This is a genomic window from Leifsonia psychrotolerans, assembly GCF_013410665.1.
Classification (GTDB): Bacteria; Actinomycetota; Actinomycetes; order Actinomycetales; family Microbacteriaceae; genus Cryobacterium; species Cryobacterium psychrotolerans_A.
On sequence record NZ_JACCFM010000001.1, the window covers coordinates 346,941 to 370,047 of the forward strand.

The 23,107-nt window shown below is 62.2% G+C and carries 16 protein-coding genes and 1 pseudogene; 8 read left to right on the top strand and 9 right to left on the bottom strand.

What is annotated here, in order from left to right; translation table 11 throughout:
- Window positions 1-500: 500 nt before the first annotated feature.
- A complete protein-coding gene (gene mobF / locus HNR05_RS01620) occupies window positions 501-3,983 on the top strand; it encodes a MobF family relaxase (RefSeq protein ID WP_179580443.1) in 3,483 nt (1,160 codons plus the stop codon).
- Between the two features lie 17 nt (window positions 3,984-4,000).
- Here the strand turns inward: mobF and HNR05_RS01625 are convergent, their stop codons facing one another.
- Window positions 4,001-4,414 (bottom strand): hypothetical protein, encoded by a 414-nt coding sequence (locus HNR05_RS01625; protein WP_179577430.1) that lies wholly within the window; start codon window positions 4,412-4,414, stop codon window positions 4,001-4,003.
- An 80-nt stretch (window positions 4,415-4,494) separates the two neighbouring features.
- Between HNR05_RS01625 and HNR05_RS01630 the strand changes: the two genes are divergently transcribed.
- Window positions 4,495-5,613: a DUF4062 domain-containing protein gene (locus HNR05_RS01630; protein ID WP_179577431.1), complete on the top strand. Its 1,119-nt coding sequence runs from the start codon at window positions 4,495-4,497 to the stop codon at window positions 5,611-5,613.
- A 491-nt stretch (window positions 5,614-6,104) separates the two neighbouring features.
- Here the strand turns inward: HNR05_RS01630 and HNR05_RS01635 are convergent, their stop codons facing one another.
- On the bottom strand, window positions 6,105-8,516 hold the full coding sequence (locus HNR05_RS01635) for a hypothetical protein (RefSeq protein ID WP_179577432.1): 2,412 nt from the start codon (window positions 8,514-8,516) through the stop codon (window positions 6,105-6,107).
- Window positions 8,517-8,885: 369 nt separating this feature from the next.
- On the opposite strand from HNR05_RS01635, the gene HNR05_RS01640 reads away from it, so the two are divergent.
- On the top strand, window positions 8,886-10,277 hold the full coding sequence (locus tag HNR05_RS01640; protein WP_179577258.1) for an IS1380 family transposase: 1,392 nt from the start codon (window positions 8,886-8,888) through the stop codon (window positions 10,275-10,277).
- A gap of 145 nt (window positions 10,278-10,422) precedes the next feature.
- On the opposite strand, the gene HNR05_RS01645 is transcribed toward HNR05_RS01640, so the two are convergent.
- Together HNR05_RS01645 and HNR05_RS01650 are read right to left on the bottom strand one after the other, a co-directional pair.
- A protein-coding gene (locus HNR05_RS01645) for an IS3 family transposase (RefSeq protein WP_179577433.1) occupies window positions 10,423-11,612 on the bottom strand; the annotation gives its coding sequence in 2 pieces (ribosomal slippage) (window positions 10,423-11,321 and window positions 11,321-11,612; 1,191 coding nt in all).
- 786 nt (window positions 11,613-12,398) lie between these two features.
- Window positions 12,399-12,989, bottom strand: coding sequence for a TetR family transcriptional regulator (locus HNR05_RS01650; RefSeq protein ID WP_179577434.1), 591 nt, complete (start codon window positions 12,987-12,989; stop codon window positions 12,399-12,401).
- A gap of 82 nt (window positions 12,990-13,071) precedes the next feature.
- On the opposite strand from HNR05_RS01650, the gene HNR05_RS01655 reads away from it, so the two are divergent.
- Together HNR05_RS01655 and HNR05_RS01660 are read left to right on the top strand one after the other, a co-directional pair.
- Window positions 13,072-14,523, top strand: coding sequence for an MFS transporter (locus HNR05_RS01655; RefSeq protein ID WP_218868948.1), 1,452 nt, complete (start codon window positions 13,072-13,074; stop codon window positions 14,521-14,523).
- A gap of 195 nt (window positions 14,524-14,718) precedes the next feature.
- The gene (locus tag HNR05_RS01660; RefSeq protein ID WP_179577435.1) at window positions 14,719-15,093 is read left to right on the top strand and encodes a type IV toxin-antitoxin system AbiEi family antitoxin domain-containing protein; all 375 of its coding nucleotides are present in this window, start codon (window positions 14,719-14,721) and stop codon (window positions 15,091-15,093) included.
- A 473-nt stretch (window positions 15,094-15,566) separates the two neighbouring features.
- Here HNR05_RS01660 and HNR05_RS01665 read toward each other — a convergent pair whose 3' ends face one another.
- From HNR05_RS01665 to HNR05_RS01685, 5 genes are all read right to left on the bottom strand, one after another.
- Window positions 15,567-17,468, bottom strand: a complete 1,902-nt coding sequence (locus HNR05_RS01665) for an ABC transporter ATP-binding protein (protein ID WP_179577436.1) — start codon at window positions 17,466-17,468, stop codon at window positions 15,567-15,569.
- 176 nt (window positions 17,469-17,644) lie between these two features.
- On the bottom strand, window positions 17,645-18,106 hold the full coding sequence (locus HNR05_RS01670) for an SRPBCC domain-containing protein (RefSeq protein ID WP_179577437.1): 462 nt from the start codon (window positions 18,104-18,106) through the stop codon (window positions 17,645-17,647).
- A 146-nt stretch (window positions 18,107-18,252) separates the two neighbouring features.
- Window positions 18,253-19,104: a pyridoxal kinase PdxY gene (gene pdxY, locus HNR05_RS01675; RefSeq protein ID WP_179577438.1), complete on the bottom strand. Its 852-nt coding sequence runs from the start codon at window positions 19,102-19,104 to the stop codon at window positions 18,253-18,255.
- A 298-nt stretch (window positions 19,105-19,402) separates the two neighbouring features.
- On the bottom strand, window positions 19,403-19,693 hold the full coding sequence (locus tag HNR05_RS17450; RefSeq protein WP_179577439.1) for a DUF4287 domain-containing protein: 291 nt from the start codon (window positions 19,691-19,693) through the stop codon (window positions 19,403-19,405).
- A 322-nt stretch (window positions 19,694-20,015) separates the two neighbouring features.
- Window positions 20,016-20,525, bottom strand: coding sequence for a MarR family winged helix-turn-helix transcriptional regulator (locus HNR05_RS01685; protein WP_179577440.1), 510 nt, complete (start codon window positions 20,523-20,525; stop codon window positions 20,016-20,018).
- 91 nt (window positions 20,526-20,616) lie between these two features.
- Between HNR05_RS01685 and HNR05_RS01690 the strand changes: the two genes are divergently transcribed.
- From HNR05_RS01690 to cmtR, 3 genes and pseudogenes are all read left to right on the top strand, one after another.
- Complete coding sequence (locus HNR05_RS01690) at window positions 20,617-21,408, top strand: SDR family NAD(P)-dependent oxidoreductase (RefSeq protein WP_179577441.1); 792 nt, start codon at window positions 20,617-20,619, stop codon at window positions 21,406-21,408.
- A 622-nt stretch (window positions 21,409-22,030) separates the two neighbouring features.
- Complete coding sequence (locus tag HNR05_RS01695) at window positions 22,031-22,627, top strand: CueP family metal-binding protein (RefSeq protein WP_179577442.1); 597 nt, start codon at window positions 22,031-22,033, stop codon at window positions 22,625-22,627.
- A 136-nt stretch (window positions 22,628-22,763) separates the two neighbouring features.
- Window positions 22,764-23,105: pseudogene (gene cmtR, locus HNR05_RS01700) on the top strand (Cd(II)/Pb(II)-sensing metalloregulatory transcriptional regulator CmtR); the annotation flags it as partial.
- Between the last annotated feature and the right edge of the window lie 2 nt (window positions 23,106-23,107).

Consider the following 23,107-nt stretch of genomic DNA (forward strand, 5'->3'; position numbering starts at 1 on the left):
GCATCGGAGAGCCGGTTTTTGAAGCTGTTTGTAACGCCATCCCCGGCACCGTTTGCAGGCAAGTCCCCGGTGTTGAACCCGACGGTGATGGAAGATTTCGCAGTCTGGGACCGCATAGTGCACCCCCACCACCCATACGGAACATTGTGTGCTGATGCCGGTGAAGCGCCCGCAAACACGACGAGGAAGAGTGCGAATACAACGACGCAGGCTGGCCCAAGACTTTTCACGTTCTCCCCCTAACGATGATTGAGGACCGTACTCCGAAGCTAGCTGTTTGACAAGAGGGCGCCTTGACTCACAAGAAACCTCCGCGTAGCTACATACGTTGCCTAATTTGAAAACCTCCGCACGGCGGTCGCGGAAGATCGACGGCCTTGGCCACTTTGAGTGCCCTACGTGTGCGCTTCCGTTTCCTCATTCAGCAGCCCCACGCCTCTTGCAGATCGAGGCCGCGCACCTCCTAAGCAATAGCGGAGGAGCGCGCGGTGACGGTATCGATGCGGGTGATGAGCGCCGGCGACGGCTACAAGTACCTGCTGCGCACCGTCGCTGTCGGCGACGGGCAGCGGTCTCTCTCCACGCCGTTGACTCGTTACTACAGCGCGAAGGGCACGCCACCGGGTCGATGGATGGGAAGCGGACTCCCGGGCCTCGGCAGCGGTCGCATCGTCGAGGGCGCCGAAGTCACGGAAGTCCAGCTGCAGAGATTGATTGGGTCGGGGCGCGACCCGGTCGACGGCGCAGCCCTCGGTCGCGCCTATCCCGCGTATCGCAGCCCAGCAGATCCAGCGCCGACCGGCAACAGCCAGGAGCAGCCGGCAGCCCGGCGCCGTGCGGTCGCCGGGTACGACTTCACGTTCTCGATTCCGAAGTCGGCAAGCATCCTCTGGGGTTTGGCAGACGCGGCGACACAGTCGCAGATTGCGCAGGCGCACCATGCTGCGGTTTCCGAAGTGGTCGCGTACATGGAGCGCGAGGTCGCAGCGACGAGGACAGGGGTCACGGCACTCGACGGCGCCGTTGCCCAGGTCGATGTGACGGGCCTGATCGCCACAGCGTTCGACCACTTCGACAGCCGGGCCGGCGACCCGCACCTGCACACGCACGTGGTGATCAGCAACAAGGTGCAAACCGTGCTCGACGGCAAGTGGCGCTCGCTCGACGGCCGGCCGATGCACGCGGCCGTGGTCGCGCTCTCCGAATTGCACGAATCCTTGTTCGCCGACGCCTTGACGCGGTCCCTCGGCGTGCAGTGGGAGATGCGGGAGCGGGGGAGGGATCGCCACCCCGCCTTGTCGATCAGTACCGTTCCGGAGGCGCTCGTCGCGGAGTTCTCGACGCGGTCGCGCCACATCGATACCGCGACCGACGTGCTGATCGACGCATACCGGAGCAGACACGGCCACCGTCCAGGCCCGGTGACGATCATGAAGCTCCGCGCGCAGGCGACGCTCACCACGCGGCCCGCGAAGGACGTGCGCTCCCTTGCCGAACTCAGCGCGGCCTGGCGTGAACGAGCAGAGCACGTGTTGGGAGACGACGCCACGAAGTGGGCGATCGTGTCTGCCGCAAAGTTCCCGGCGCCGATGTTGCGTGCCGAGGATGTGCAGCGGGAGGCGCTCGACGCGCTCGGGTCGAGCGTGATGTTGGCGGTCGGTGAGAAACGTGCGACCTGGCGGCATTGGAATCTCGCCGCCGAGGCAGCCCGCCAGATGATGGAACACCGATTGGTATCGGCGTCTGATCGCGAAGCCGTCATCGGCCTCGTCGTGGATGCCGCAGAGCGCGCCTCGTTGCGGATCACGCCACCCGAGCTCGCGCCGAGCCCTACCGCGTTCCGGCGTGCCGACGGCACGTCGGTCTTCCGGCCGAAGCACACCACTCTCTTCACCTCGACGGAGCTGCTCGACGCGGAATCTCGGCTGCTGGAGCGTGCGGCGGACACGACCGGACCCCGAGTCGCCGTGGCGACGCTCCGTGCAACCTCGCAGACGCGGCTGCCCGGTAGCGCAATGCTTGCCGACGACCAGGTTGCAGCGCTCACGGCGATCGTCGACTCTGGGCGGGTTCTTGATGTCCTGGTGGGTCCGGCCGGTGCAGGCAAGACGACCGCGATGAACGCGCTACAGCAAGCGTGGGAGGCAGCGCATGGTGCGGGCTCGGTGGTGGGGCTCGCGCCCTCGGCCACCGCCGCTCAAGTGCTGGAGGAGGGCCTCGGCATCACAACCGAGAATCTGGCGAAATGGTGGCACAACCATCTCGACCATGGAGCGACGTTTCACGCCGGCCAGCTCGTGATCGTCGACGAGGCCTCCTTGGCGGGCACGCTGTCCATGGATCGGATCACCGGGCTTGCCGCGAACGCAGGCGCCAAGGTTCTGCTGGTCGGCGACTACGCGCAGCTCCATTCAGTCGACGCCGGAGGCGCATTCTCGATGCTGGTCCACAGCCGGGCGGATGCCCCCGAACTCGTCGACGTGCATCGCTTCAGGTACGAGTGGGAGAAGACAGCCTCCCTCGGACTGCGCCAGGGCGACCCCGACTCGATCGACCACTACTTCGCGCACGCCAGAGTGAGCGGCGGCACCACGGAGTCGATGGCGGATGCCGCCTACGCTGCGTGGCGCACGGACAGCCGAGCCGGCAGGACGACCGTGCTGATCAGCGACTCGAACGAGGCGGTCGCATCCCTGAATGCGCGCGCTCGCACGGAACTCATCCTCGAGGGCCGCGTCAACGCGATTCGCGAAGTCTCCCTCCACGACGGAAACCGTGCGGCTGTCGGTGACACGGTAATCACTCGCCGGAACGACCGGCAGCTTCGCAGCTCCCAGAACTGGGTGCGCAACGGCGATCGGTGGACCGTGATCGGGGTGCGTCGGAACGGCTCGGTCGAAGTTCGCCGGCATGGCCGCCGGTGGGGGAGCGCGGTGCTCCTTCCCGCGGACTACGTCAAGCAGCATCTCGAACTCGGCTATGCCGTCACCTCGCACCGTGCGCAAGGCATCACGACCGACACCGCGCACGTCGTCGTGACCACGGGCTCGACGCGCGAGAACCTTTACGTCGCGATGACCCGAGGTCGCGAGGCAAACACCGCCTACGTCGCCGTCGACCGACCCGATGTGGCACACGTCGGACCGCGACGAGGCGATGACCAAGACGCGACGGCACGCAGCATCCTCTGCAGGGTTCTGCAGCACGTCGGCGCCGAACTGTCCGCACACGAGACGATCGTGGCGCAGCAGGATGCTTGGGGTTCCGTGGCTCAACTCGCGGCAGAGTACGAGACCATCGCGGCGGCCGCGCAGCACGACCGGTGGATGGCATTGGTGCGCGGCAGCGGGCTCTCACCAGGCCAGGCCGACGACGCCATCAATTCGCAGTCGTTCGGGGCGTTGACGGCGGAACTCCGGCGTGCTGAAGCCCACCATCTCGATGTCCAGAGCCTGCTCGCTCATGTAGTTACGGCACGCAGGTTCGAGGACGTCCAGGACGTGGCGGCTGTCCTTTGCTCCCGGGTAGCCACGGTGATCGCTCATGGTGGTGGCTCGGGTCGATCGCGCAAGTCACCACGGCTGATCGCGGGGCTCATCCCGAAAGCATCGGGACTAATGACCGCGGAGATGCGCCAAGCCCTCGACGAGCGCAGCGACCTGATCGAAGCGCGAGCGAGCGCAGTCCTCGACGAAGCACTGAACGCAGGAGACACGTGGACTCGGGAGCTCGGAGCACTCCGGCATCGGAGGGTGACAACCGGTTGGAAACAGCATGCGCGCACGGTGGCGGCATACCGGGACCGCTACGCAATCGTCGGCGCAAACGCTCTCGGCCCAGCTCCGCAAACGATGGCCCAGCGGCGCGATGCCGCTCGCGCTCGTGCCGCGCTTGGGGCTGCCAAGCGGTTCGCTGACGAAAGGGACGCCTTTTCAACGCAGCGCCCGGGTGCCGCCGCTGGTTCTCCGCCTGTTCGCATTTAGATCTAGCGATGTAGAGGCTAGTCGAACCGAATCTCTCCTGCGACCTTAAGAACTTCGGCCTCGTGCACAGCTCGCCGAACATCTTCGGCACTTCGTGCTCGTTCTTGTGCTGTAACTTCAGCTCCATATTCAGCGTTTGTGGCGGCGACCGCTCCACGGACCGTCGAGACGTGTATGTCGCGCACCTCCTCCATGGTCGTACCATCGAGAAACAAAGTGGATCCCGAAACGCTCGCGATGCCTGGTCGGTGCATGGTCGACCACGAGGTCGGGTGGTCCCAGAAGTGAACAAGCAATTCGGCTTCCCTCGCGGAGAGAACTCGCGAGAGTTTCACAGGCACGGCGTATAGACCTGAACCTCGCGTCCCATCATTTCGCGGGTGGCCGACGTTCTCGGTATCGATTCCGACAATGCTGATGGGTTCGGGCATGTGGACATGGTCCCACTTACAAGGGACGATGATGGACAGGGCGCGCCCCAAATGTCGGCGGATTGCAGCACACTGTGAAGGTGAAGATATTCATCAGCAGTGTCAGAACCGGACTGGAAGCAGAGCGCGACGCTCTCCCTGGCCTTATCAGGGCGTTGGGCCACGAACCAGTGAGGTTTGAGGACTTTTCGGCCCAAGCCGTGCCTAGCCGCGAGGCCTGTATCAAAGCTGTCGAATCCAGTGATGCATATTTGCTCCTGCTTGGGCCCCATTACGGTGCAGTCTTCCCCGAGACCGGACAGTCCGCCACAGAAGACGAGTGGGTCACCGCTCAGCGCCTCGGCACCCCGCGCTTCGTGCTCAGAAAGAGTGGCGTCGATTTTGATGCACGTCAACAGGCCTTCGAGGCCACGCTAGGCGACTACGGGTCCGGACGCTTCTACAAGATGTTCGCAACTGTTGCCGAGGTATTAAACGCTGCGGCAGGGGCGATTCACGAGCTTGAGCAGGCACCGGGAGCTCTTGAATTCGAGCCGCTCATCAGGATGCCTGCCATTCATTGGCTCACTGATGGTACCGGTAGTCAAGGATTCAGATCCTCGGACCGCCCACGTCTCGAAGTGCACATCGTGCCCATCGAGGGCAGCCCCTTGTCGTCCCGAATCCTCGAGCAGGTGTTGAGCGGTCTGCCCGCGCGGGTCCGCAGCGCGGGCTTGGTGAGCATGACCGAGGCACTAGATACAGCTCATGAAGCGGCGGCTATCCAGCTGGACGCGTCTCCACCGCCGACGGGCGGTTGGAACAGCGTGACAAGCGGGTCCCTTGCGAGCGTGAGGGTACTGAAGGACGGACAGATCGCAGTGGCGTTCCGGCTTCCTGGCGACTCTATGGGAACGATTGTCGACGCCCAGGACGTCACGACCCGGGTAGCGTCGGCGCTTCGGTTGACCGGTCAGATCGATATGACCAGAGCGCCGAAGGTGGCTGTTGGCATCGGGCTGACTTCACGGTCGATGACAGCGATTGGCGTTGCTGGTCAATCAAATCGGACCAGCGCTTCGCTTTCGTCCCGAAGCGAGCCGGTACGCGTCGAACCTGATGAGTCAATGAGCCGCGCTGCTCTGGATCGTGGGGCCGATGAAGTTGCGGCGACGCTCGTGCGTTCCCTTCTCCGGAACTTTCAGTCGACGGAGCACTAAAGGCTCGCAAGAGTTACCGGCCAAGTTGCCTAATCACAGGGTCTCCAGGGAGACGAAGCGTTCCAGTCGAGGGTGCTCTGAGCGCTATGGGTAGACCAATCGAAGTCGATCGCCGATCTGTTCAGCACTAACGGCGATTGATGGCGCGTCGACAAACTTGTAGACGATCAGATTTGTCGCTTTGCTCCCGAGGTGCCCAACTCACGGTATGTACCGCAATTCGAGCAGGATGATACGCGACGTAGCTACGAGAATTGCAGTGACGGAACACTCCGGGGATTCGAGGAAGAGCGGGTCACTGTGATGCGACGTCTCATGTCCTGGGGCTACAAGACGGGTAAACGGGTTCTCGTTCTGCGCGCCCGGCCTCGCAGTTGGGGACGCGCAGAGACTAGACGTGAAACTGGCGAGCGGGTTTTGAGTCGAGAAACCACCGGGCAACGTCTCAGCAAGCCCGTTCTCCTAGGTATCTTTCGTGTCCCGCGTAGTTGCTATCCCGCTGCTGCATCAACCGAAGCTTCAGTGACACGATTCGACACTCGTCGCGGCTTTGGATAATTCGACCACATCGCGGAGAATTCGCTCGAATAACCGTGCTCGAATCTCAGCACTTCATTGGCGTCGTCGAAGGATGCCGCCCGAACTAGAAACTGATTCGCCCTGAGGCTCGGGAGGCCCGCCCATTGGAGGCTGGAGGGCCGACTAATGGAGTGAGTAAGGCTGCGCGGGCCATCAAAACGAACGACTCTTCGTCCCCACCTGTCGCTAGTTTCACCGGCAGGCGAGAACAAATTGAGGCCGAATCCCAGATTTTCGATCATCCGGACGACTTGGGCAACAGCCTCGAGTGTCTCAGCCATTTCAGCCACCTCGGGCGACGTTCGACGGTAGTGAGAAAAATCATTCCTGACACTATCGACGCGCCCTTGTTGGAGCAGCGCTTCGATCTGCTCGAATCCTTGGACGATGCGTGTGCGGCTGTGGGCCGCGATATCGAGAAAGGGCAACACGGATTTGAACGGGAAATTCTGCAGCGCCGTCGCACTTGCGTAATCCGGGAAGTCGGCGATGGCTCGGCCGTAGTTCGGGGCTTTCGACTCCACGGATTCAAGGACTTTACCCAGAACGCCGAAGCCTCGCAGTAGCGGATACATCGTGAGTTTTCCGGTGTATCGGAGACGCTCCCCAGGGTTCGCCGTTGCCTCCGATCGCACGAAGCGGTCAAGCAGCTCAAGACCGACTGGACGATCAAGATCGGGGGTGTAGACAAAGCGGCGAGGCGACGACGTATGGTCGTGCAGAAGAGCCCACGTTGCAAACGCCAGCGCCTCCTCAAGCAGCCCCTCTAGCTCCGTGAAATACACGGAAGCTTTTCCCTTGAAGTCGGCTGTATCGTCCGGACCTGCGCCTAGCCAACTTTGTACGGATGCAACCAATTGCTCGTGCTGTCGCCAAAATTTAGAATGTAGGTCGTGCGGATCTCGATCGTCGAACCCCAACTTCCACAGGAGTCGCGAGATGATCTCTTCGTCGGATGCTCCGTCAAAATCTCCAGCTCCGACGAGTTCACTTGCGGCTATTGCGCTCGCGCTTCCAGAGAGAACAAGACGCGTGAGCGCAGTAGCTGGAGACTGTGTTCGCAGGTATTCGTCCAGTCGAACTTCTAGGGAGACGCCATCAATGCCTCGTAGCTGCCAGTCCAGTTCGTGCCGCTCGGCCGTTCCGGCATCCAGGTAGATACGACGAAACAGGTCGCGTTCGCGAAGAACCGGAAGACCTGGGTCACCCGAGACGAATCGAACGCCATTCTTACCAAGTTGAGGTTGCAGTCTAAAAACGCCCGATCTCAGGTGCGACGTAGAGACAGGTCGTCGGACTTCTCCGACAGGAATCTCGAGCTTCTTGCCTCGAACTAGAACATCGATCGCGGATGCGATTTCATCGTCGCTGAAACGGACGAGCAGCTCCTCAAGGAACTGTTCCCTTGATACGAAAGGGGGCAACTCATGCTTTTGGCCGAGGAAACCATGGAGAGCCTGGAGTTCGTCGTCGCCGAGGCAATCGCCCAGGAGCGTGATCATAGGCGCTGTCCAACTGTTACCGAAGTAACTCTCCTTAGATCGCGTTATTTCATTTGCCAACCCCGCCCAGTCGGCCGCTGGCGCGGGCATCGACCGCAAAATGCGTTCGAGCTTGCCCCGTTCGGCATTGATGGGCGCGCTGTGGCCGGTACTCAGAAGGACCGAATGGAGCTTCCTGCATACCGGATCGTCGCAATGGTATGCCGGGACGCGGGACGTGAATTGCAATAGTCTGCCGTGATCGCTCTCCCGCAGCCCCGATGGCCCGACAACGTAACGACCGTACTGAAATACACCTGGCGGAATTGCCTCTAGAAGTTGAATGGTCTCCTCGTTGCTGAGGCGGTCCTTTTCTTCATCGAACTGAGCGGCAAAGTAGTCGTAAAGCTGCCTGCCAAATACGAACGGGAATCGAATTTTGCCCGACACAATCTGGTCGGATATCACGGCTCTCAGCCGATCGACATCTGTAGCTTCAACGTCGATGAACAGGCTGTCGTGTCCCAGCGTCAAACCACACATCAGATGAGCTTCGAGGCTCGGTACTTCTTCCTGTCGTATAAGTCGGCTTTTCATTTCCCGGCCGGCTTCGGTCAGGCTGAGCGTTGCAGTGATCGCACTGGGAACTGAGAACGAGTCTTTGATGATGCAGCTAGTAAGTAGATCCATCAAGTCCACTATCCCCGCGAAAGATCGTCGCCACCCTTCGTCTTGATGCGTTGCCAATAGGTCTTTCGCGGTGTCTCCAGCCAATTGTTCCTCCGTCGCCCACGAAGGCAATGCTGCCCCCCGAATACATTCTGTTGATTGTGCCGCGGCCATGCCACTTCCTGATTCGAATGCACCCCGAACTGGTCACAGCTCGCCGAGTTTGTTATTTCGTCATGGACGAGGAGTGCTTGGGTGCTTTCGAGGCCGAGTTTGCGACCCGAGGTTGAATATGATTACCACCCAGGTGTCGGCAGGAACCAGGTCAGTTGGGATGTCGAGAGCGGTTTAGATGGTCATCATTTGGTCATCAGAATCATTTTCAGTGGGACTGCTGAAGCTTTAGTTGACTCGGTTCCTTAGCCTCGATCCACCGCTCGAGTTGAGGGTTTAGCGGCGCGTTAAACCGAGAATGCCTAACTGATCAGCGAAAATAGAGCTTGTCTAGAGTTCTGTTTCACCGAAAAGGAAGGCATCTCGTAGATGCAACTTTCTCACACCTCCGCGGCGGTTTCAGCATCCTTCGACGAAACGAATCTCGTGTCGACGGCAGGGCTCGTCCCGGCGATGGCGTTGGCCGTGAAAACAGGGCTCGGCAACCTGGCCGATACGCACCTCACCTTGCCGGGGTACTTCGGCGCGAACGCGGGGTTGAAGGTCACTGCGCTGGTGGCCGGGATGGTCGCCGGCGCCGACTGCATCGACGATATGGCGTTGCTTCGTCACGGTGGAATGAAGAAACTCTTCACTGGCGCCTACGCGCCCTCGACCCTGGGGTCGTTTCTGCGCGCATTCACGTTCGGGCACATCCGGCAGCTGGATGCTGTCGCGTCCCGTTGGCTGCGCCGCCTGGCCGAGACGGCCCCGATCGCGGCCGGCGTTGACGAGTACGCGCTCGTCGACATCGACGACACCATCAAGGAAGTCCACGGCTACCAGAAGCAGGGCTCCGGTTACGGCTACTCCGGAGTGCGCGGCCTGAACGCCCTGCTGGGCATCCTCAGCACCGAAACCAGTGCGCCGATCATCGTCGGCTCACGGCTGCGCAAGGGCGCCGCGAACTCGGTGCGCGGCGCCGGGAAATTCGTCGCCGACCTCCTCGCGAACGTGACCCGGCTCCGCGGAAACGGCGCCACCGGGACGGTGCTGCTGCGGGCGGACTCGGCGTTCTACGCCCACACCGTCGTGGCCGCCGCCGGGCGGGCAGGCGCGAAAGTCTCGATCACGGCCCGGATGGATCCGGCGGTGAAGAAAGCGATCGGCACGATCGGCGAGGGCGCCTGGACGAGCATCGAGTACACCGACGCGATCCGCGACGAACAGACCGGAACCTGGGTGTCGTCCGCGGAAGTCGCCGAAGTACCATTTATCGCGTTCGGTTCGAAGAAGAAAGCGGACCGCATCGAGGGACGACTGGTCGTGCGGCGCATCCCCGAACTGAACAAGAAAGACCTCTCGCAGCCGACCCTGTTTGACACGCACCGTTTCCACGCGTTCTTCACCACCAGCACCCTGGACACCGTCACCGCCGACAAAACCCATCGCGCTCACGCGATCATCGAACAAGTCAACGCAGATCTGAAAGACTCCGCGCTGGCACACCTGCCCTCGGGAAAGTTCGCCGCAAACGCCGCCTGGCTGATCCTGGCCTGCATCGCTTTCAATCTCGCCCGCGCCATTGGTGCTCTCACCGGCACCGATCTCGGGAAAGCGCGCAGCGGCACGATCCGCCGCAAACTCATCAGCGTTCCCGCCCGAATCTCAACCTCGGCCCGCCGACTCGTTCTACACCTGCCGAAGGACTGGCCCTGGGAGAAACACTGGACCGCCGCATTCGCGGCAGCCTGCGGACCGCCCGGACCCGCATCCATCTGACCACCCAGCCACACGGCGCAAGGACAACGTGGAACATCACCGGCAGCGAGGCCGACGCGAAGCCATGCCCCGCCCCCAAAAACAGCTCAACTCAACGTGAAATCGGAAAATCCCTCACGCTCAAAGTCGACCGGTGGATTGAGGCTTAGGCCGCCAGAGCGACGGCACCCTTCATTATGGTCTCGAACTCGATCGGGGTGAGCTTCCCGAGCCGGCGCTGCCGGCGTCGGCGATGGTAGGTCCTCTCGATCCAGTGGATCATCGCCAGCCGCAGCTCGTCCCTGGTCGCCCAGGAACGCTGGTTCAGCACGTTCTTCTGCAGCAACGCGAAGAAGGACTCCATCGCCGCGTTGTCGGCGCAGGCACCCACCTGCCCCATCGAACCCGTGAGGCCGTGTTCGGTGAGTTTGCGCAGGAATTTCCGCGACCTGAATTGCGATCCGCGATCCGAATGCACCACGACACCGGGCGGGTTGCCGCGGTGCGTGACCGCCATCTGGAGCGCGTCGACGGCCAGACGGGCCTTCATCCGAGAGTCAATCGAGTACCCAACGATGCGGTTGCTGAAGACGTCCTTGATCGCACACAAGTACACCTTCCCCTCACTGGTCTTGTGCTCGGTGATGTCGGTCAGCCACAACCGGTTCGGTGCAGTCGCGGTGAAATTGCGCTTGACGTGATCGTCGTGCGCGGGCGGGCCGGCCTTGCGATACTTGCCCTTCTTCTTTGCGAACACGCTCCACAACCGTTGCTGGGAGCACAACCGCCACACCCGCCGCTCGCTGACGATGAAGCCTGCCTCGGCCAGCTCATCACTGATGAACCGGTAGCCAAACGTCGGGTCGTCAACGTGAGCGTCGAACGCGGCGTTGATCAGATGCGCCTCGTCCCAGTCCCGGGCAGAGACCGGGTTCTTCACCCACTTGTGGAACGCTTGCGGGCTGAAGCCCAGCACCCGGCAGGCCACCGTGATGGGCACCCGGAGTGGGGCGTCCTTCGCGGCAAGGTCACGGACCAGCGGGTACATCATTTTGGGAGCTGCGCCTGCGACAAATACGCCACCGCGCGCCGCATCACCTCGGCCTCCTGCTCCAGCAGCCGGATCCGCTTGAGCGCCTCCCGCAACGCCACAGCATCACCCGCAACGCCGGCAGCGCCAGCGCCGGTCGGCGGCCCGACCAGGCCACGCTCTTGCAATTCGGCCGCGCGCATCCAGGTCGACAGCGCCGACTTCGAGATACCGAAGTCCTTCGCGATCTGCCGCTGCGTTGCCGCGCCTTCCTTCGCTACCGCGACGACATCGCGCTTGAACTCATCGGTGTAATTCTTCGGCATGATTTCTATCTTCCCGCATCACAAAACGATGCAGTCCAGGAGTCAACCAAAGCTTCAGCAGTCCCAGTCGACCCAAATTGACCGAGTACAATCGGAGGCAGTGAACCGCCCGGTTCCCTGTCAGAACAAGGGAATCCGCGAGTTTTCGGAGACATTCGGTGAGAATCGAGTTAAGGCTGTAGCCTTCAAGGGGTCGCAGGTTCAAATCCTATCAGTCCGACGAAAAATCCCTGATGAGAAGCAATCTTCATCAGGGATTTGTTGTTTCTGGGCGTCGTATTCTCTGGTCCCCCTCTGGCCCCCTGGACAGGTAGGCGTGGTCGACCTGTGGATGACAGAATCCGTCGCGATGCCCTGTCAGTGGATTAGGGGACCAAGAGGGGGCCAAAACGGTGGAAACCCACGACGGAGCAGCTCACAGTCCGCGTCCGGTGCCTTGCCGTGACCGTCCTGAAGTGTTCGGGCGGGCGTCTCTGCTGAGGAAGGCGTTCGCTTGTTCTGCGGCGGATGCGAGGTGGCGGTCATCGGGGTGGAGGTAGTAGCGAGTGGTCTCGATCGAGGCGTGTCCGAGGACGTGTAGTCCGGCGACTTTTGAACGCGGTCATCCTCGACGGCGACCAACCAACATGCGGTGAGGGCTGGCGCGAGCTGCGACAGGGGGTCCAGGCCCGGTGGGTCAGGCTAAACGATTGGCGCGCCGTGGCTGCCGCCTCGAGCATCGGTCTGTTGGTGGTCTCCGTCAGATTGGTGTGCTCCGGGTGGTCGAAGTCGTCTGTGCCGTCTCTACTAGCCGAGTTTGTCTGCAGAGACCGGAGCAAAGCTCTCGAAAAGCTCGTCGAGGATTAGCGATAGCGATCGCTCCGGTGACGTTGACCACTCCGACCAGGCAACGTCGAAGAGCGCAAATGACGTTGCTACTAAAGCCCGAGCGGCTAGGGGGTCGATTCCCGCCTCGGCGAGCACCTCAGCGACGGCCGATCGTGCGCTTACGCGCTTCTCGGTCAAGCGGGCGTGCAGCGACGGAGTCGAATTAATCATCCGGATCCGGACCCGCATCACATCGGGCCGACTCTCGGCATCCGCGACGGAAGAGGCAAACATTCGGCGCAGCAGCCACCACGAGTTCTCGCCGTTGCGTCGCTCGAGGGATTGGAGGATGCTCGCGAAGCCAAAGGGTGAAGAATGGACTGCCGCGAACACGGCCTCCTCTTTTGATCCGAAGTACCGGAAGAACGATGCACGGGAGATGCCGATGCCGTGGGCAACTTCATCCACGGTCACCGGATCGAAGCCATGGGCGGCGAAGAACTCAAAAGCGGACTCCGCCAGCTCGGCACGCATCAAGTCTCTCGAGCGCTCTCGTACTGTCCTAGTCACGCCCACAGTCTACAACTTGATATGCTGTATCTATCATGAGACGGAGTATCAACGAATGCCTTTTTCCACGGAGACGCCGCTGATGGGGGCAGCTGGACATCAACGACGCCGACTAAACCGACCATCCAGACCGGGCCCGGTCATTGCCGTCCTCGCCTTTGCGGGGATGGGGGCGTCGTTCATGCAAACAATTTTGCTGCCCATCCAGGCGCAGCTTCCGACACTGCTCGATGCAAGCAGAGGGGATACTGCCTGGGTCATCACCATCACGCTGCTGGTCGGCGCGATCTTCACACCCATCGCCGGAAAGCTCGGCGACATGTTCGGCAAACGACGAATCGCCCTCGTGCTCTTGGCTCTTCTGGTGGCAGGCTCGGTGCTTGCCGCCGTCACGGCAACCGTGGGACCCATGATCGTCGGGCGCGGCTTGCAGGGGATGGGGATGGGAGTGATACCGCTCGGCATCGCGATCCTTCGTGACGTGCTGCCACCCAAGCGGCTCGGTTCGGCGATCGCGCTCGTGAGCGCCACCCTCGGCGTTGGCGGAGCGCTCGGCTTGCCAATCAGCGCATTTGTCACAGCCAATTACAATTGGCACCTCTTGTTCTGGGTCTCCGCTGCTATCGGAACGCTGAGCTTTGTGCTCTTTCTGCTCGTTATCCCTGTGAGCACTATGCGCACCGGCGGTCGATTCGATGGCGTCGGAGCGTTGGGACTCGCACTCGGGCTCGGCGGAGTCCTGCTGGCCGTTTCCAAGGGAAACGAATGGGGCTGGAACTCGGTGCAAACACTGGTTCCTCTCATCGGAGGAATTCTTGTGCTGGCGCTGTGGGGGTGGTACGAATTGCGCCACGAGAACCCGCTTGTCGACATCCGGGTCAGCACCCGCGGCGCCGTGCTGATGACCAACCTCGCTTCAATTGCGATGGGCTTTGCGTTGTTCGCTTCCAGTGTTGTATTCCCGCAGCTGTTGCAGCTGCCCGAGAAAACCGGTTACGGGCTGGGGCTTTCCCTGCTGCAGGCGAGCTTCGTTTTGATGCCTTCCGGGCTCGCAATGTTGGCGATGTCGCCGGTTGCCGGGCGCCTCGAGCGAAGGTTTGGCGCCAAGCCACTGCTTGTGGCCGGCGCAGCGATCATCGCCAGCAGCTACCTGGTCGCCGTCTTTGTCGACCTTGAGATCTGGCACGTGCTCATCATCAACACGGTCATCGGTGTCGGGATCGGCCTCGGTTACGCCGCGATGCCCACGCTGATCATGGGGGCCGTCCCCGCGCACGAGACAGGCTCAGCAAACGGCCTGAACACGCTAATGCGATCCCTTGGCACCAGCATTGCGGCGGCCGTCGTCGCGACGGTGCTCGCTCAGTCGACAGTGCAGTACGGCGGAAGCGCGGTTCCGAGCGCTGATGGATTCCAAGTGTCGCTCGGTCTCGGCCTCGCGGCCGCGCTCGTCTGCGCTGTCATTGCCGTGTTCATCCCCAAACCGAAGGCGCACCCGGCGGAGCACGCCTCGATTCCCGAAGGTACGATCTGAGCCATGGGCGCTCTGAAGCGCCCTGCGTTTGTTGGAGGCTCCTGACCTTGGAAATGAGGAGGGAGGCATGGTGTAGAACGCGGGATCTGGGAAGCCGAAGACGCGTCGGTATTCGCCGGAGGAGAAGGCTGCCGCGGTCCGGATGGTGCGGACCTTGCTGCAGCTCACGCTATGCGAGAGGAAGCAACATTGTGCTTGACGAGTGCGCTCGTCTATCACGAACTGTCTGACGCGATACCGTTCGGCACCGACGTTGCGCTCCCGCGCGGAACGCGTCATCCGGCGCGTTTCGCGCATGTCAGCTGGCACAGCTTCGACCCGGCCACGTTTCTCGTCGGCCGTGAGGTCCTCGAGATCGGGGAAGGGCTGGAAGCGGCAATCTACTCGGCGGAGCGCACGATCGTCGACTGTTTCCGGCTCATGCATCGTGAGGGCAGTGACGTGGCGCACGAAGCGCTGCGGAGCTGGCTGCGGCGCCGGGGTAATTCGCCGGCCGCAGTCCTTCAGGTTGCTGCTTCCTTCCCGATGGCTCGTCCTCGGATTCGACAGGCATTGGAGATTCTGCTGTGACACCGCCGGCCCTCCACGCCGGAAACGCGCGCCGGGCGCGCGTACAACGACCTACGAAATCTTGCCCGCCGCGACGGACGTGACCCAGCGGAGTCCTTCACCCTCTATGCCCTCGAAGGGTTTCTCGCCCGGATGGCCGCTTCGGAGCAAGCGAGCCGCTTGGTTCGCTGTCAACATAAGGGAATCCGCGAGTTTCCGAGCCGACCGGATCCAACCCGAAACGGGCTGAATCCTCCAGGGGGTCGCAGGTTTAGATCCTGTCAGCCCGACCAAAACGAGAGAGGCCGTTCGCGAACTATTCGCGAAAGTGCCCAAACAGAATCGCCCTCGAGGAAACGCGGGTCACATCCGGCGGCGAGTGGAAGAGAGCTTGGAGGCCTCGTTGTATCGCTCAGAGCGGTTCAGATGGTCATCACACGGTGATGAGACGACTTTCCGAGACGCTCGGGGCAGGGGCACCGAGCTCTGTGCGACTAGGTCAGGCTCAACGATTCCTCACCGGACGCACCGTTCTTCTGCACGGTGAACTGGGTCCGGTGCAATTCCTCGTACCGTCCACCCAGAGCCAGCAGTTCCTCGTGCGTACCGCGCTCCACGATCGAGCCGTCCTCAACCACGAGGATCAGGTCCGCGCTTCGGATGGTGGAGAGGCGGTGCGCGATCACCATCGCCGTTCGTCCCTCGAGCGCCTCGCTGAGCGCCGCCTGCACGGCGGCCTCGGACGTCGAGTCCAGCGCCGCCGTCGCCTCGTCGAGGATGACGACGCGCGGCTGGGCGAGCAGGAGCCTCGCGATGGTCATCCGCTGGCGCTCGCCGCCGGACAGCCGGTAGCCACGCTCACCCACCATGGTGTCCAGCTGGTCCGGCAGGGACCGGATGAGCGGCTCGAGCCGCGCACGGCGGACGGCGTCCCACACTTCGTCGTCGGACGCCTCGGGCCTCGCGAGGCGCAGATTAGAGAGGATGGTCTCGTGGAACAGGTGGCCGTCCTGCGTCACCATGCCCAGGGTGTGCCGCATTGAGGCGAAAGTGACATCGCGGACATCCGTCCCCGCAAGGCGCACGGCACCGCTGTCGACGTCGTACAGGCGCGAGAGGAGCTGCGCAATTGTGGACTTGCCGGCACCGGACGTACCAACGAGGGCAACGGTCTGCCCCGGCTCGATCCTGAAGGACACGCCGTGCAGCACCTCCTCGCCGCCGCGGGTGTCCAGCGTGGAAACTTCCTCGAGAGAAGCGAGGGACACTTTGTTTGCGGACGGGTAGGCGAAGCGCACGTTGTCGAACTCGACGGACACCTGGCCTTCGGGCACGGCGACCGCGTCAGGCTTCTCCTTGATGAGTGGGTCGAGGTCCAGAATCTCGAAGACCCGCTCGAAACTGACCACCGCGCTCATGATCTCCACCCGTGCGTTTGCGAGGCTGGTCAGCGGCGCGTAGAGGCGGGTGAGGAGGAGCGCCAGGGTGACCACGTCACCGGTATTCAGCTGGCCGGTGAGTGCGAGGGACCCGCCGAGCCCATATACGAGCGCCAAGGCGAGAGCGGAGACGAGCATCAGTGCGGTGAAGAAGACGAACTGCAGCATCGCGGTGCGGACCCCGATGTCGCGGACACGGGCGGCGCGGACGCGGAACTCCTCGGCCTCCTCGTCGGGCCGGCCGAACAGCTTGACGAGGGTGGCACCGGGCGCCGAGAAGCGCTCTGTCATCTGCGTGCTCATGGCGGAATTGTGATCGGCTGCCTCGCGGCGCAGCGCGGCGAGGCGGCTGCCCATGCGGCGCGCGGGTACCAGGAAGATGGGGAGCATGATCACGGCGAGAACCGTCACGAGCCAGGACGTGCTGAGCATGACGATCAGGGTGAGGATCAGCGCCACGAGGTTCGTGACCACGCCGGACAGCGTGCCGCTGAAGGCCTGCTGAGCGCCGATCACATCGTTGTTGAGACGGCTCACGAGGGCGCCCGTCCGCGTGCGGGTGAAGAACGCGATCGGCATCTTCTGCACGTGGTTGAAGACGGCGGTGCGGAGGTCCAGGATCACGCCTTCGCCGATCCGCGCCGAGTACCAGCGCGTTACGAGTGACACGGCGGCGTCGGCCACTGCCACGAGGGCGATGACGACGGCGAGCCAAACGATTGTGGTGACCTCGCCCCGGGCGACGATCACGTCGACCACCTGGCCAGCGAGTACCGGCGTCGCGACCGCGAGGAATGCACCCACGGTGGAGAGGGTGATGAAGATCAGCAACTTGGACCGGTAGGGCACCGCGAACGTCATGATCCGCCGAACGGACTCACGGGAGACGCCGTGCTTGCCGTCCCTGGCGGTGGAAATCTTGTGCAGCGAGCTCCAGGCCGCGCCTTCCATGCTCATTGAGGTTCCTTCTGTGGGTAGAGGCCAAGCTTAGATGGCGCACGGAATGGAGCTTTCGTCCGCCCAGGCCTGGACGATTGAAGCCTCCAGATCTGCCCCGCTCGCAAGCGCGCTCGTGGAGGCCAAGCGGATCGTGGAGGAACAGGACGCCTGTGCGACTCCTCCGTAAACGTGAATTACTCGGTGACACCTTCGAGGAGGATCGCGAGCTCGTCGAGTTCGACGTCCCAGCCCTCTCGGTTCTGCTCCAGGCGTGCGCGACGGTAACGGGTGCCGCCGGGGAGCGTGTCGAAGCCCGATTCGATCACCGCGACATCCGTGCCGGTGCCAGCATCGGAGAGGGTGAAGCGTACATGCGTCGAGTACTCGTCGAGCTCTTCGGCGGGGATTCCCGACCAACGGAAGCCGAACGAGCTGTTGGGCACCACTTCGGTGATTTCGATCGGGAAGCTGCCGTAGCCCTCCCAGTCGATGCTGCCGGTAGCACCGGGCTCGAGCGTGGCAAACGCCACACTGTCTCCGAACCACTTGACCATCACCTCGGGGTCGGTCAGTGCCTTCCAGACGTTCGCGCGCGAGGCCTCGATGTGCACGGTGCGGGTCACGGTGTGGCCTTTGATTCTTGCGTGATCAGACACGGTGGTTCCTTCTCGTTTGACCTGAGCGCGACGGGACGGTGCCCGCCGAGCAGCACGTGAATGAACGCGCCTCAACGAGCGTACCCATCATTGCGACTCGCGTTCACGGGTGAGAGAACCCCCGACCCCGGCTGTGGTCTGATTTCTTAGCGAACGCGCCGGGCGGTGAACTGCATGCGCGGATGGGCGTAGAAGTTCTGAGCCTGCACGAGCTGCAGTTCTCGCTCACCCGACTGATGCGTCAACTCAAGGAGGTCGAACACGCTGGATGCGGTGCGTTCCAGCGCTACACGGGCATCACCTGTCGCGCGGTAATGCGCCGAGAAGAGCGCCGCGGTGACGTCACCCGATCCGTTCGCTTTGAACGGCAGATGGGGAGTTTGCACGATCCACGCGCTCTCAGCATCCACGGCGAGCATCTCGATGGTGCCCGGCTCGCGGTCGGGGCGCTCCACACTGGTCACGAGAACGGTGCTCGGTCCCATCATTCGGGCCAGGTCGACGGAGTCGAGCGTCGAGTCCAGCGCTGTCGGCTCGGTTCCGGTGAGGAATCCCAACTCGAACTGGTTCGGAGTGATGATGTCGGCAACGGGGACCACGCGATCCCGCAGCAGGTGGGGGATCTCGGGCGCCACAAAGCACCCGGACTTCGCATTGCCCATCACGGGGTCACACGCGTAGATGGCCGAGGGGTTGGCCGCTTTCACCCGCCGCACCGCGTCCACGATGACGTCGCCAATTCCGGTGCCGCCTTGGTATCCCGACAGCACGACGTCGATCTGGCCGAGCACGCCACGTTCTTCGATGCCGAGGACAACATCGTGCACCTCCTCGGGCTGGATGAGGGATCCGCGCCACGCTCCATACCCAGTGTGGTTGGAGAAGTTCACCGTGTTGACCGGCAGCACCTCGACTCCGATGCGTTGGAGGGGGAACACCGCCGCCGAGTTGCCAACATGGCCGTATGCGACGGCGGACTGGATCGAGAGAATCTTCACGACATCAATCTTCCTCCAGTTGAAGGGTCCGCGCCGCCAAGGAGCTTGTCGGCATGTTGCCGAATCAGAGGCGGTGTCCGCTGAGAGCAGTGGGGGCGACAGTTTGCGCACAGACGATAATGTTTGAGCCGCAGACAGCGCCGGGGGATCTTGGTGAGCCTGAACAGCGGGCGTGTTTGGCAGACGGAATGGGTGGGAATTGTGGCCGTTGTAGTGCGAGTTGGAGCGTGAGGTCAACGAGCTGCGCCGGGCGAACGCGATCCTGCGCAGTGCGTCGGACTTATTCGCGGCGGCGTCGTCACGCAGGCCGACTATTCGTTCCGTCCAACCAGAGTTCGGTCGACTCATCTCGGTGAACTCCGTCAGTGCCAACGTGCTTTTCGCTGATGGTGGGACCGTTCTTGATCACATGCACCAGGGCCATGGCGTGTCCACGCCCGAGCGCATAATCCTCCTTGAGCCAGTCGATAATAGCGGCGGCTTTGACCGGTGGTGCGTCTAACCCACGCTCGTGAGCCTGCGCGAGCAGTGCTCGGGGCGTGAGGCCGGTCTTGTCTTCGATCGTGTCGAGGTATGCCTGGAATGACACTGTTTTAGTTCCTTCGGTCGGGGTCGGCGGATGGTGTGGTTGGTTCTGGGCTTCGATAGATGAGATCAACGACACCGTTATCGAAAATGTTGGACTCCAATCACTTCGGAGTTGAATAGATCCATCGCATCCTCATTCTGCCCTCCTGCAACCATGTTCTTCAGGACCCCCTCCTGGGGTTTGATGACGGTGTCTCGTTGATTTCCGATGCAGAGAGCCACCGTGCGATGGCCACAGTGAGAACCGTTCACGGTTCCTCACGGAAATAGCACAAACACACGTTGGCTCTTGAGTTGCCTGTCCCGTTTGACCGTCTCGCGCGCTAGTCAGAGTCGAGGGAGACGGGTCGTGGTGGCTGCCAGCCCTCCTGCCCGCGGATTGCTCGCTGGATCCGCAGACTGATCTCGCGCAGCTGACCGCGTTGGGCCTGGGTGAGAGGCTCGAGAACCAATTCCGTGACGGTCAGAGCGTGCACTGGAGTGGCCTTTTCGAGCATTGCCAGCCCGGCCTCGGTCAGGGTGGTCAGGTTCGACCGCCCATCCAAGGGATCCCGCGCGCGCTGTACCCAACCCCGAGCCTCAATCCGCGACACTGCTCGAGACAGCCGCGAGAGCGAGCTGTTGGCATAGCCGGCCAGAACGGTCATCCCCAGCGCGTGGCCCGGTGCTTCAGCCAATGCGTACAGGATGCCGTACTCGAAGTGCGTGAGATCGAAACCACGCACCAGGGGGGCATCGAGGGCGGGCGGCAGCCACTCCAGTACCGTCGCAAGGGCCGCCCACGTCGTGAGGTCATCTCCGGTGAGACGGCTCGGGGTGCTGGAATCGCTCATGCCATCAGGATACAAGGTTACTTGACTGAGCAATCAAATAAGGCTAGTTTTTACTTGACTAAGCAAGTAAATACGAGGGATTAGTACGACCATGGATATGCAACTGGCAAACAAACGCGCCTTTATTAGCGGCTCGACACAGGGGATCGGGTATTCGATCGCAAAGGCGCTTCTCCGGGAGGGCGTCGCGGTGGTCATCAACGGTCGCGACAACAGCCGGCTTCAGCAGTCGGTGAAGAACCTCGAAGCCGAAGTGCCCGGCGGGAGCGTGACGGGTATTGCGGCGGACTTCGCGGATGCCGCTGAGGTGCAGCGTCTCCTCGGTGTGCTCGGCGGTGTCGACATCCTTGTCAACAACGTCGGCCTCTTCGAGTTAAAGCCCTTCACGGACATACCCGACGATGACTGGTCGCGCTATTTCGACGTCAATGTGATGAGCGGAGTCCGACTGTCGCGAGCGCTGCTGCCCGGAATGATCGACGCAGGATGGGGCCGGATCATCTTCATCGGGAGTGAATCAGGTGTAGCGGTACCCGCTGATATGACGCACTACGGCGTGACCAAGGCGGGGATGCTCGCGTTGAGCAATGGTCTCGCCAAGCTCACCCGCGCTACCGGCGTGACGGTCAACACGATCCTCGGTGGCCCGACCTACTCAGACGGCGTAGCCGGGACCATCCGCGACATCGCCGAGGCGCAGCAACTCTCGACGGACGAGCTGAAGGCAATGATCATTGGCGGCAACCAGACGTCTCTTCTTGAGCGTTTCATCGAGCCTGACGAAATCGCGAATCTCGCCGTTTATCTCGCGAGCCCGCTTTCTTCTGCGACGAACGGGGCTGCCGTGCGCGCTGACGGCGGAGTGCTGACCGCAGTGCTTTAACCGGCGTACTGGAAGTGGTCAGTCCACTCCAGGGGGATCGAGAACCTCAGCCTGTGTGGGCACCCGGCTGCTGTGCCGGTTTGGCTCGGCAAGAAAGTATGATGGGAATCATGCGTATCGGGGGTGAGTCCGCCACGGCAGTTGTGTCGTTGCGTCGACTGGCTCAGTGCCTTCTATTCTTCGGCGCTCTAGCCCTCCTTGTCGTGTGCCTGCTCGGAATGCACTCGATTTCGAGCATGCACGGTACTCCGCCAGTGGAACCCAAAGCCGCCACTGAGGTGGTTGCCGTGGACAGCTGCGGCTCGGTGATGACCTGTCCTGACCTTGGTGAGCAGGGCTCTGGGGGCAGTTTGATGTTGCTGTGCGGGATGGTGATGATCGCCGTGTTCGGCATGGTCGCAACCCGGGCCCACTGTGGATCCTTCCTGAGTCGTTTGCGTCGCCTCCTGTTGCGCGCCGTCTTCCCACGAAGTCTCGCACCGCCTCTCGTGCCGTCACTCACTTTTCTGTCGATCAGTCGTACGTGATGGTCGCCTCCTCCTTCCGCGTCGGGTGGCAGGAGGATTTCGACATTGGCGCCTTGGCGCACCACACCACGTGTTCGACTGAAAGAGATAATCAAATGAGTAAGCCCAGAATCTTCACTGTTGCTTCGGCGATCTTCGCCACCGTCCTTTTGCTCGCGGGTTGCGCTGCAGCGCAGCCCGCCGCTGCGCCTACGACCCAGGAGGCCGGCGGGTCGGTGATCGCGGAGCTTGGCCTGGAGGGGCTTGATGCCCGCCAAGTGGTCGAGACGCTCGACGCACTGCCAGTGGCTGATCGGCCTGACGGGCTGACCACATCGATCACGGCGCATCAGGTGACACTCACTGATCGCCACGGCCACGCTGAGGAACTCGCGCTTCCCGAAGACATCGTCTATATCTCCGTGGCCCCGTATCTGTCGCAGACGCATGATTGCTATTTCCACAGCCCAACCGGTTGCATCGGAGAACTGCGGAATACCGAGGTCGAGGTGACCGTGACGAGCATCACGTCAGGTGAGACAGTGTTCGATGAGTCTCTGCGCACCCTCGACAACGGATTCGTGGGAATGTGGCTTCCGCGTGATATCGATGCGAGTATCAGCGTCACGCATGAGGGCCGCACGGCAACCTCGACCCTGTCCACGGCAGGCGACGATGTGCAGACGTGTGTGACGACGCTGCAGCTCATGTGACGCTGCATCCTTCCATGCCGACCACATCTATCGCTCACCCCGGCTCGCCCTCTGATTGTGGGTGTGCTAATCAGGAGCGGATTGCGAGCAGGTCACTCCTCACTGAATGGTCACTACCCACTGTATAGTTCACTGCATGCTGACTAGTGCTTCTCGGATCGATGTGATGAACCGGTTAGGTCGGGCGATGGCTGATCCAACGCGGTCAAGAATTCTGTTGACGCTACTTGCGGGGCCCGGGTACCCGGCCGAGCTGGCGCGGGAGTTGGAGCTGACACGCACGAACGTGTCGAACCATTTGACCTGTCTACGCGGATGCGGGATCGTGGTCGCTGAAACCGAAGGACGCAAGACTCGCTACGAGATCGCCGACCCTCACCTCACGGCGGCGCTCATGGCGCTGGTGGATGTGACCCTCGCGGTCGATGGCCAGGTTCCGTGCATCGATCCGACGTGCACACTGCCGGGTTGCTGCGCCAC

Excerpts from the sequence above, each read along its gene's own strand:
- HNR05_RS01640 (WP_179577258.1), top strand. The coding sequence starts at position 8,886 with ATGCAACTTTCTCACACCTCCGCGGCGGTTTCAGCATCCTTCGACGAA.
- HNR05_RS01695 (WP_179577442.1), top strand. The coding sequence starts at position 22,031 with ATGAGTAAGCCCAGAATCTTCACTGTTGCTTCGGCGATCTTCGCCACC.
- HNR05_RS01665 (WP_179577436.1), bottom strand. The coding sequence starts at position 17,468 with ATGAGCATGGAAGGCGCGGCCTGGAGCTCGCTGCACAAGATTTCCACC.
- HNR05_RS01685 (WP_179577440.1), bottom strand. The coding sequence starts at position 20,525 with ATGAGCGATTCCAGCACCCCGAGCCGTCTCACCGGAGATGACCTCACG.
- HNR05_RS01690 (WP_179577441.1), top strand. The coding sequence starts at position 20,617 with ATGGATATGCAACTGGCAAACAAACGCGCCTTTATTAGCGGCTCGACA.
- HNR05_RS01655 (WP_218868948.1), top strand. The coding sequence starts at position 13,072 with ATGGGGGCAGCTGGACATCAACGACGCCGACTAAACCGACCATCCAGA.
- HNR05_RS01625 (WP_179577430.1), bottom strand. The coding sequence starts at position 4,414 with ATGCCCGAACCCATCAGCATTGTCGGAATCGATACCGAGAACGTCGGC.
- mobF (WP_179580443.1), top strand. The coding sequence starts at position 501 with ATGCGGGTGATGAGCGCCGGCGACGGCTACAAGTACCTGCTGCGCACC.
- HNR05_RS01635 (WP_179577432.1), bottom strand. The coding sequence starts at position 8,516 with ATGGCCGCGGCACAATCAACAGAATGTATTCGGGGGGCAGCATTGCCT.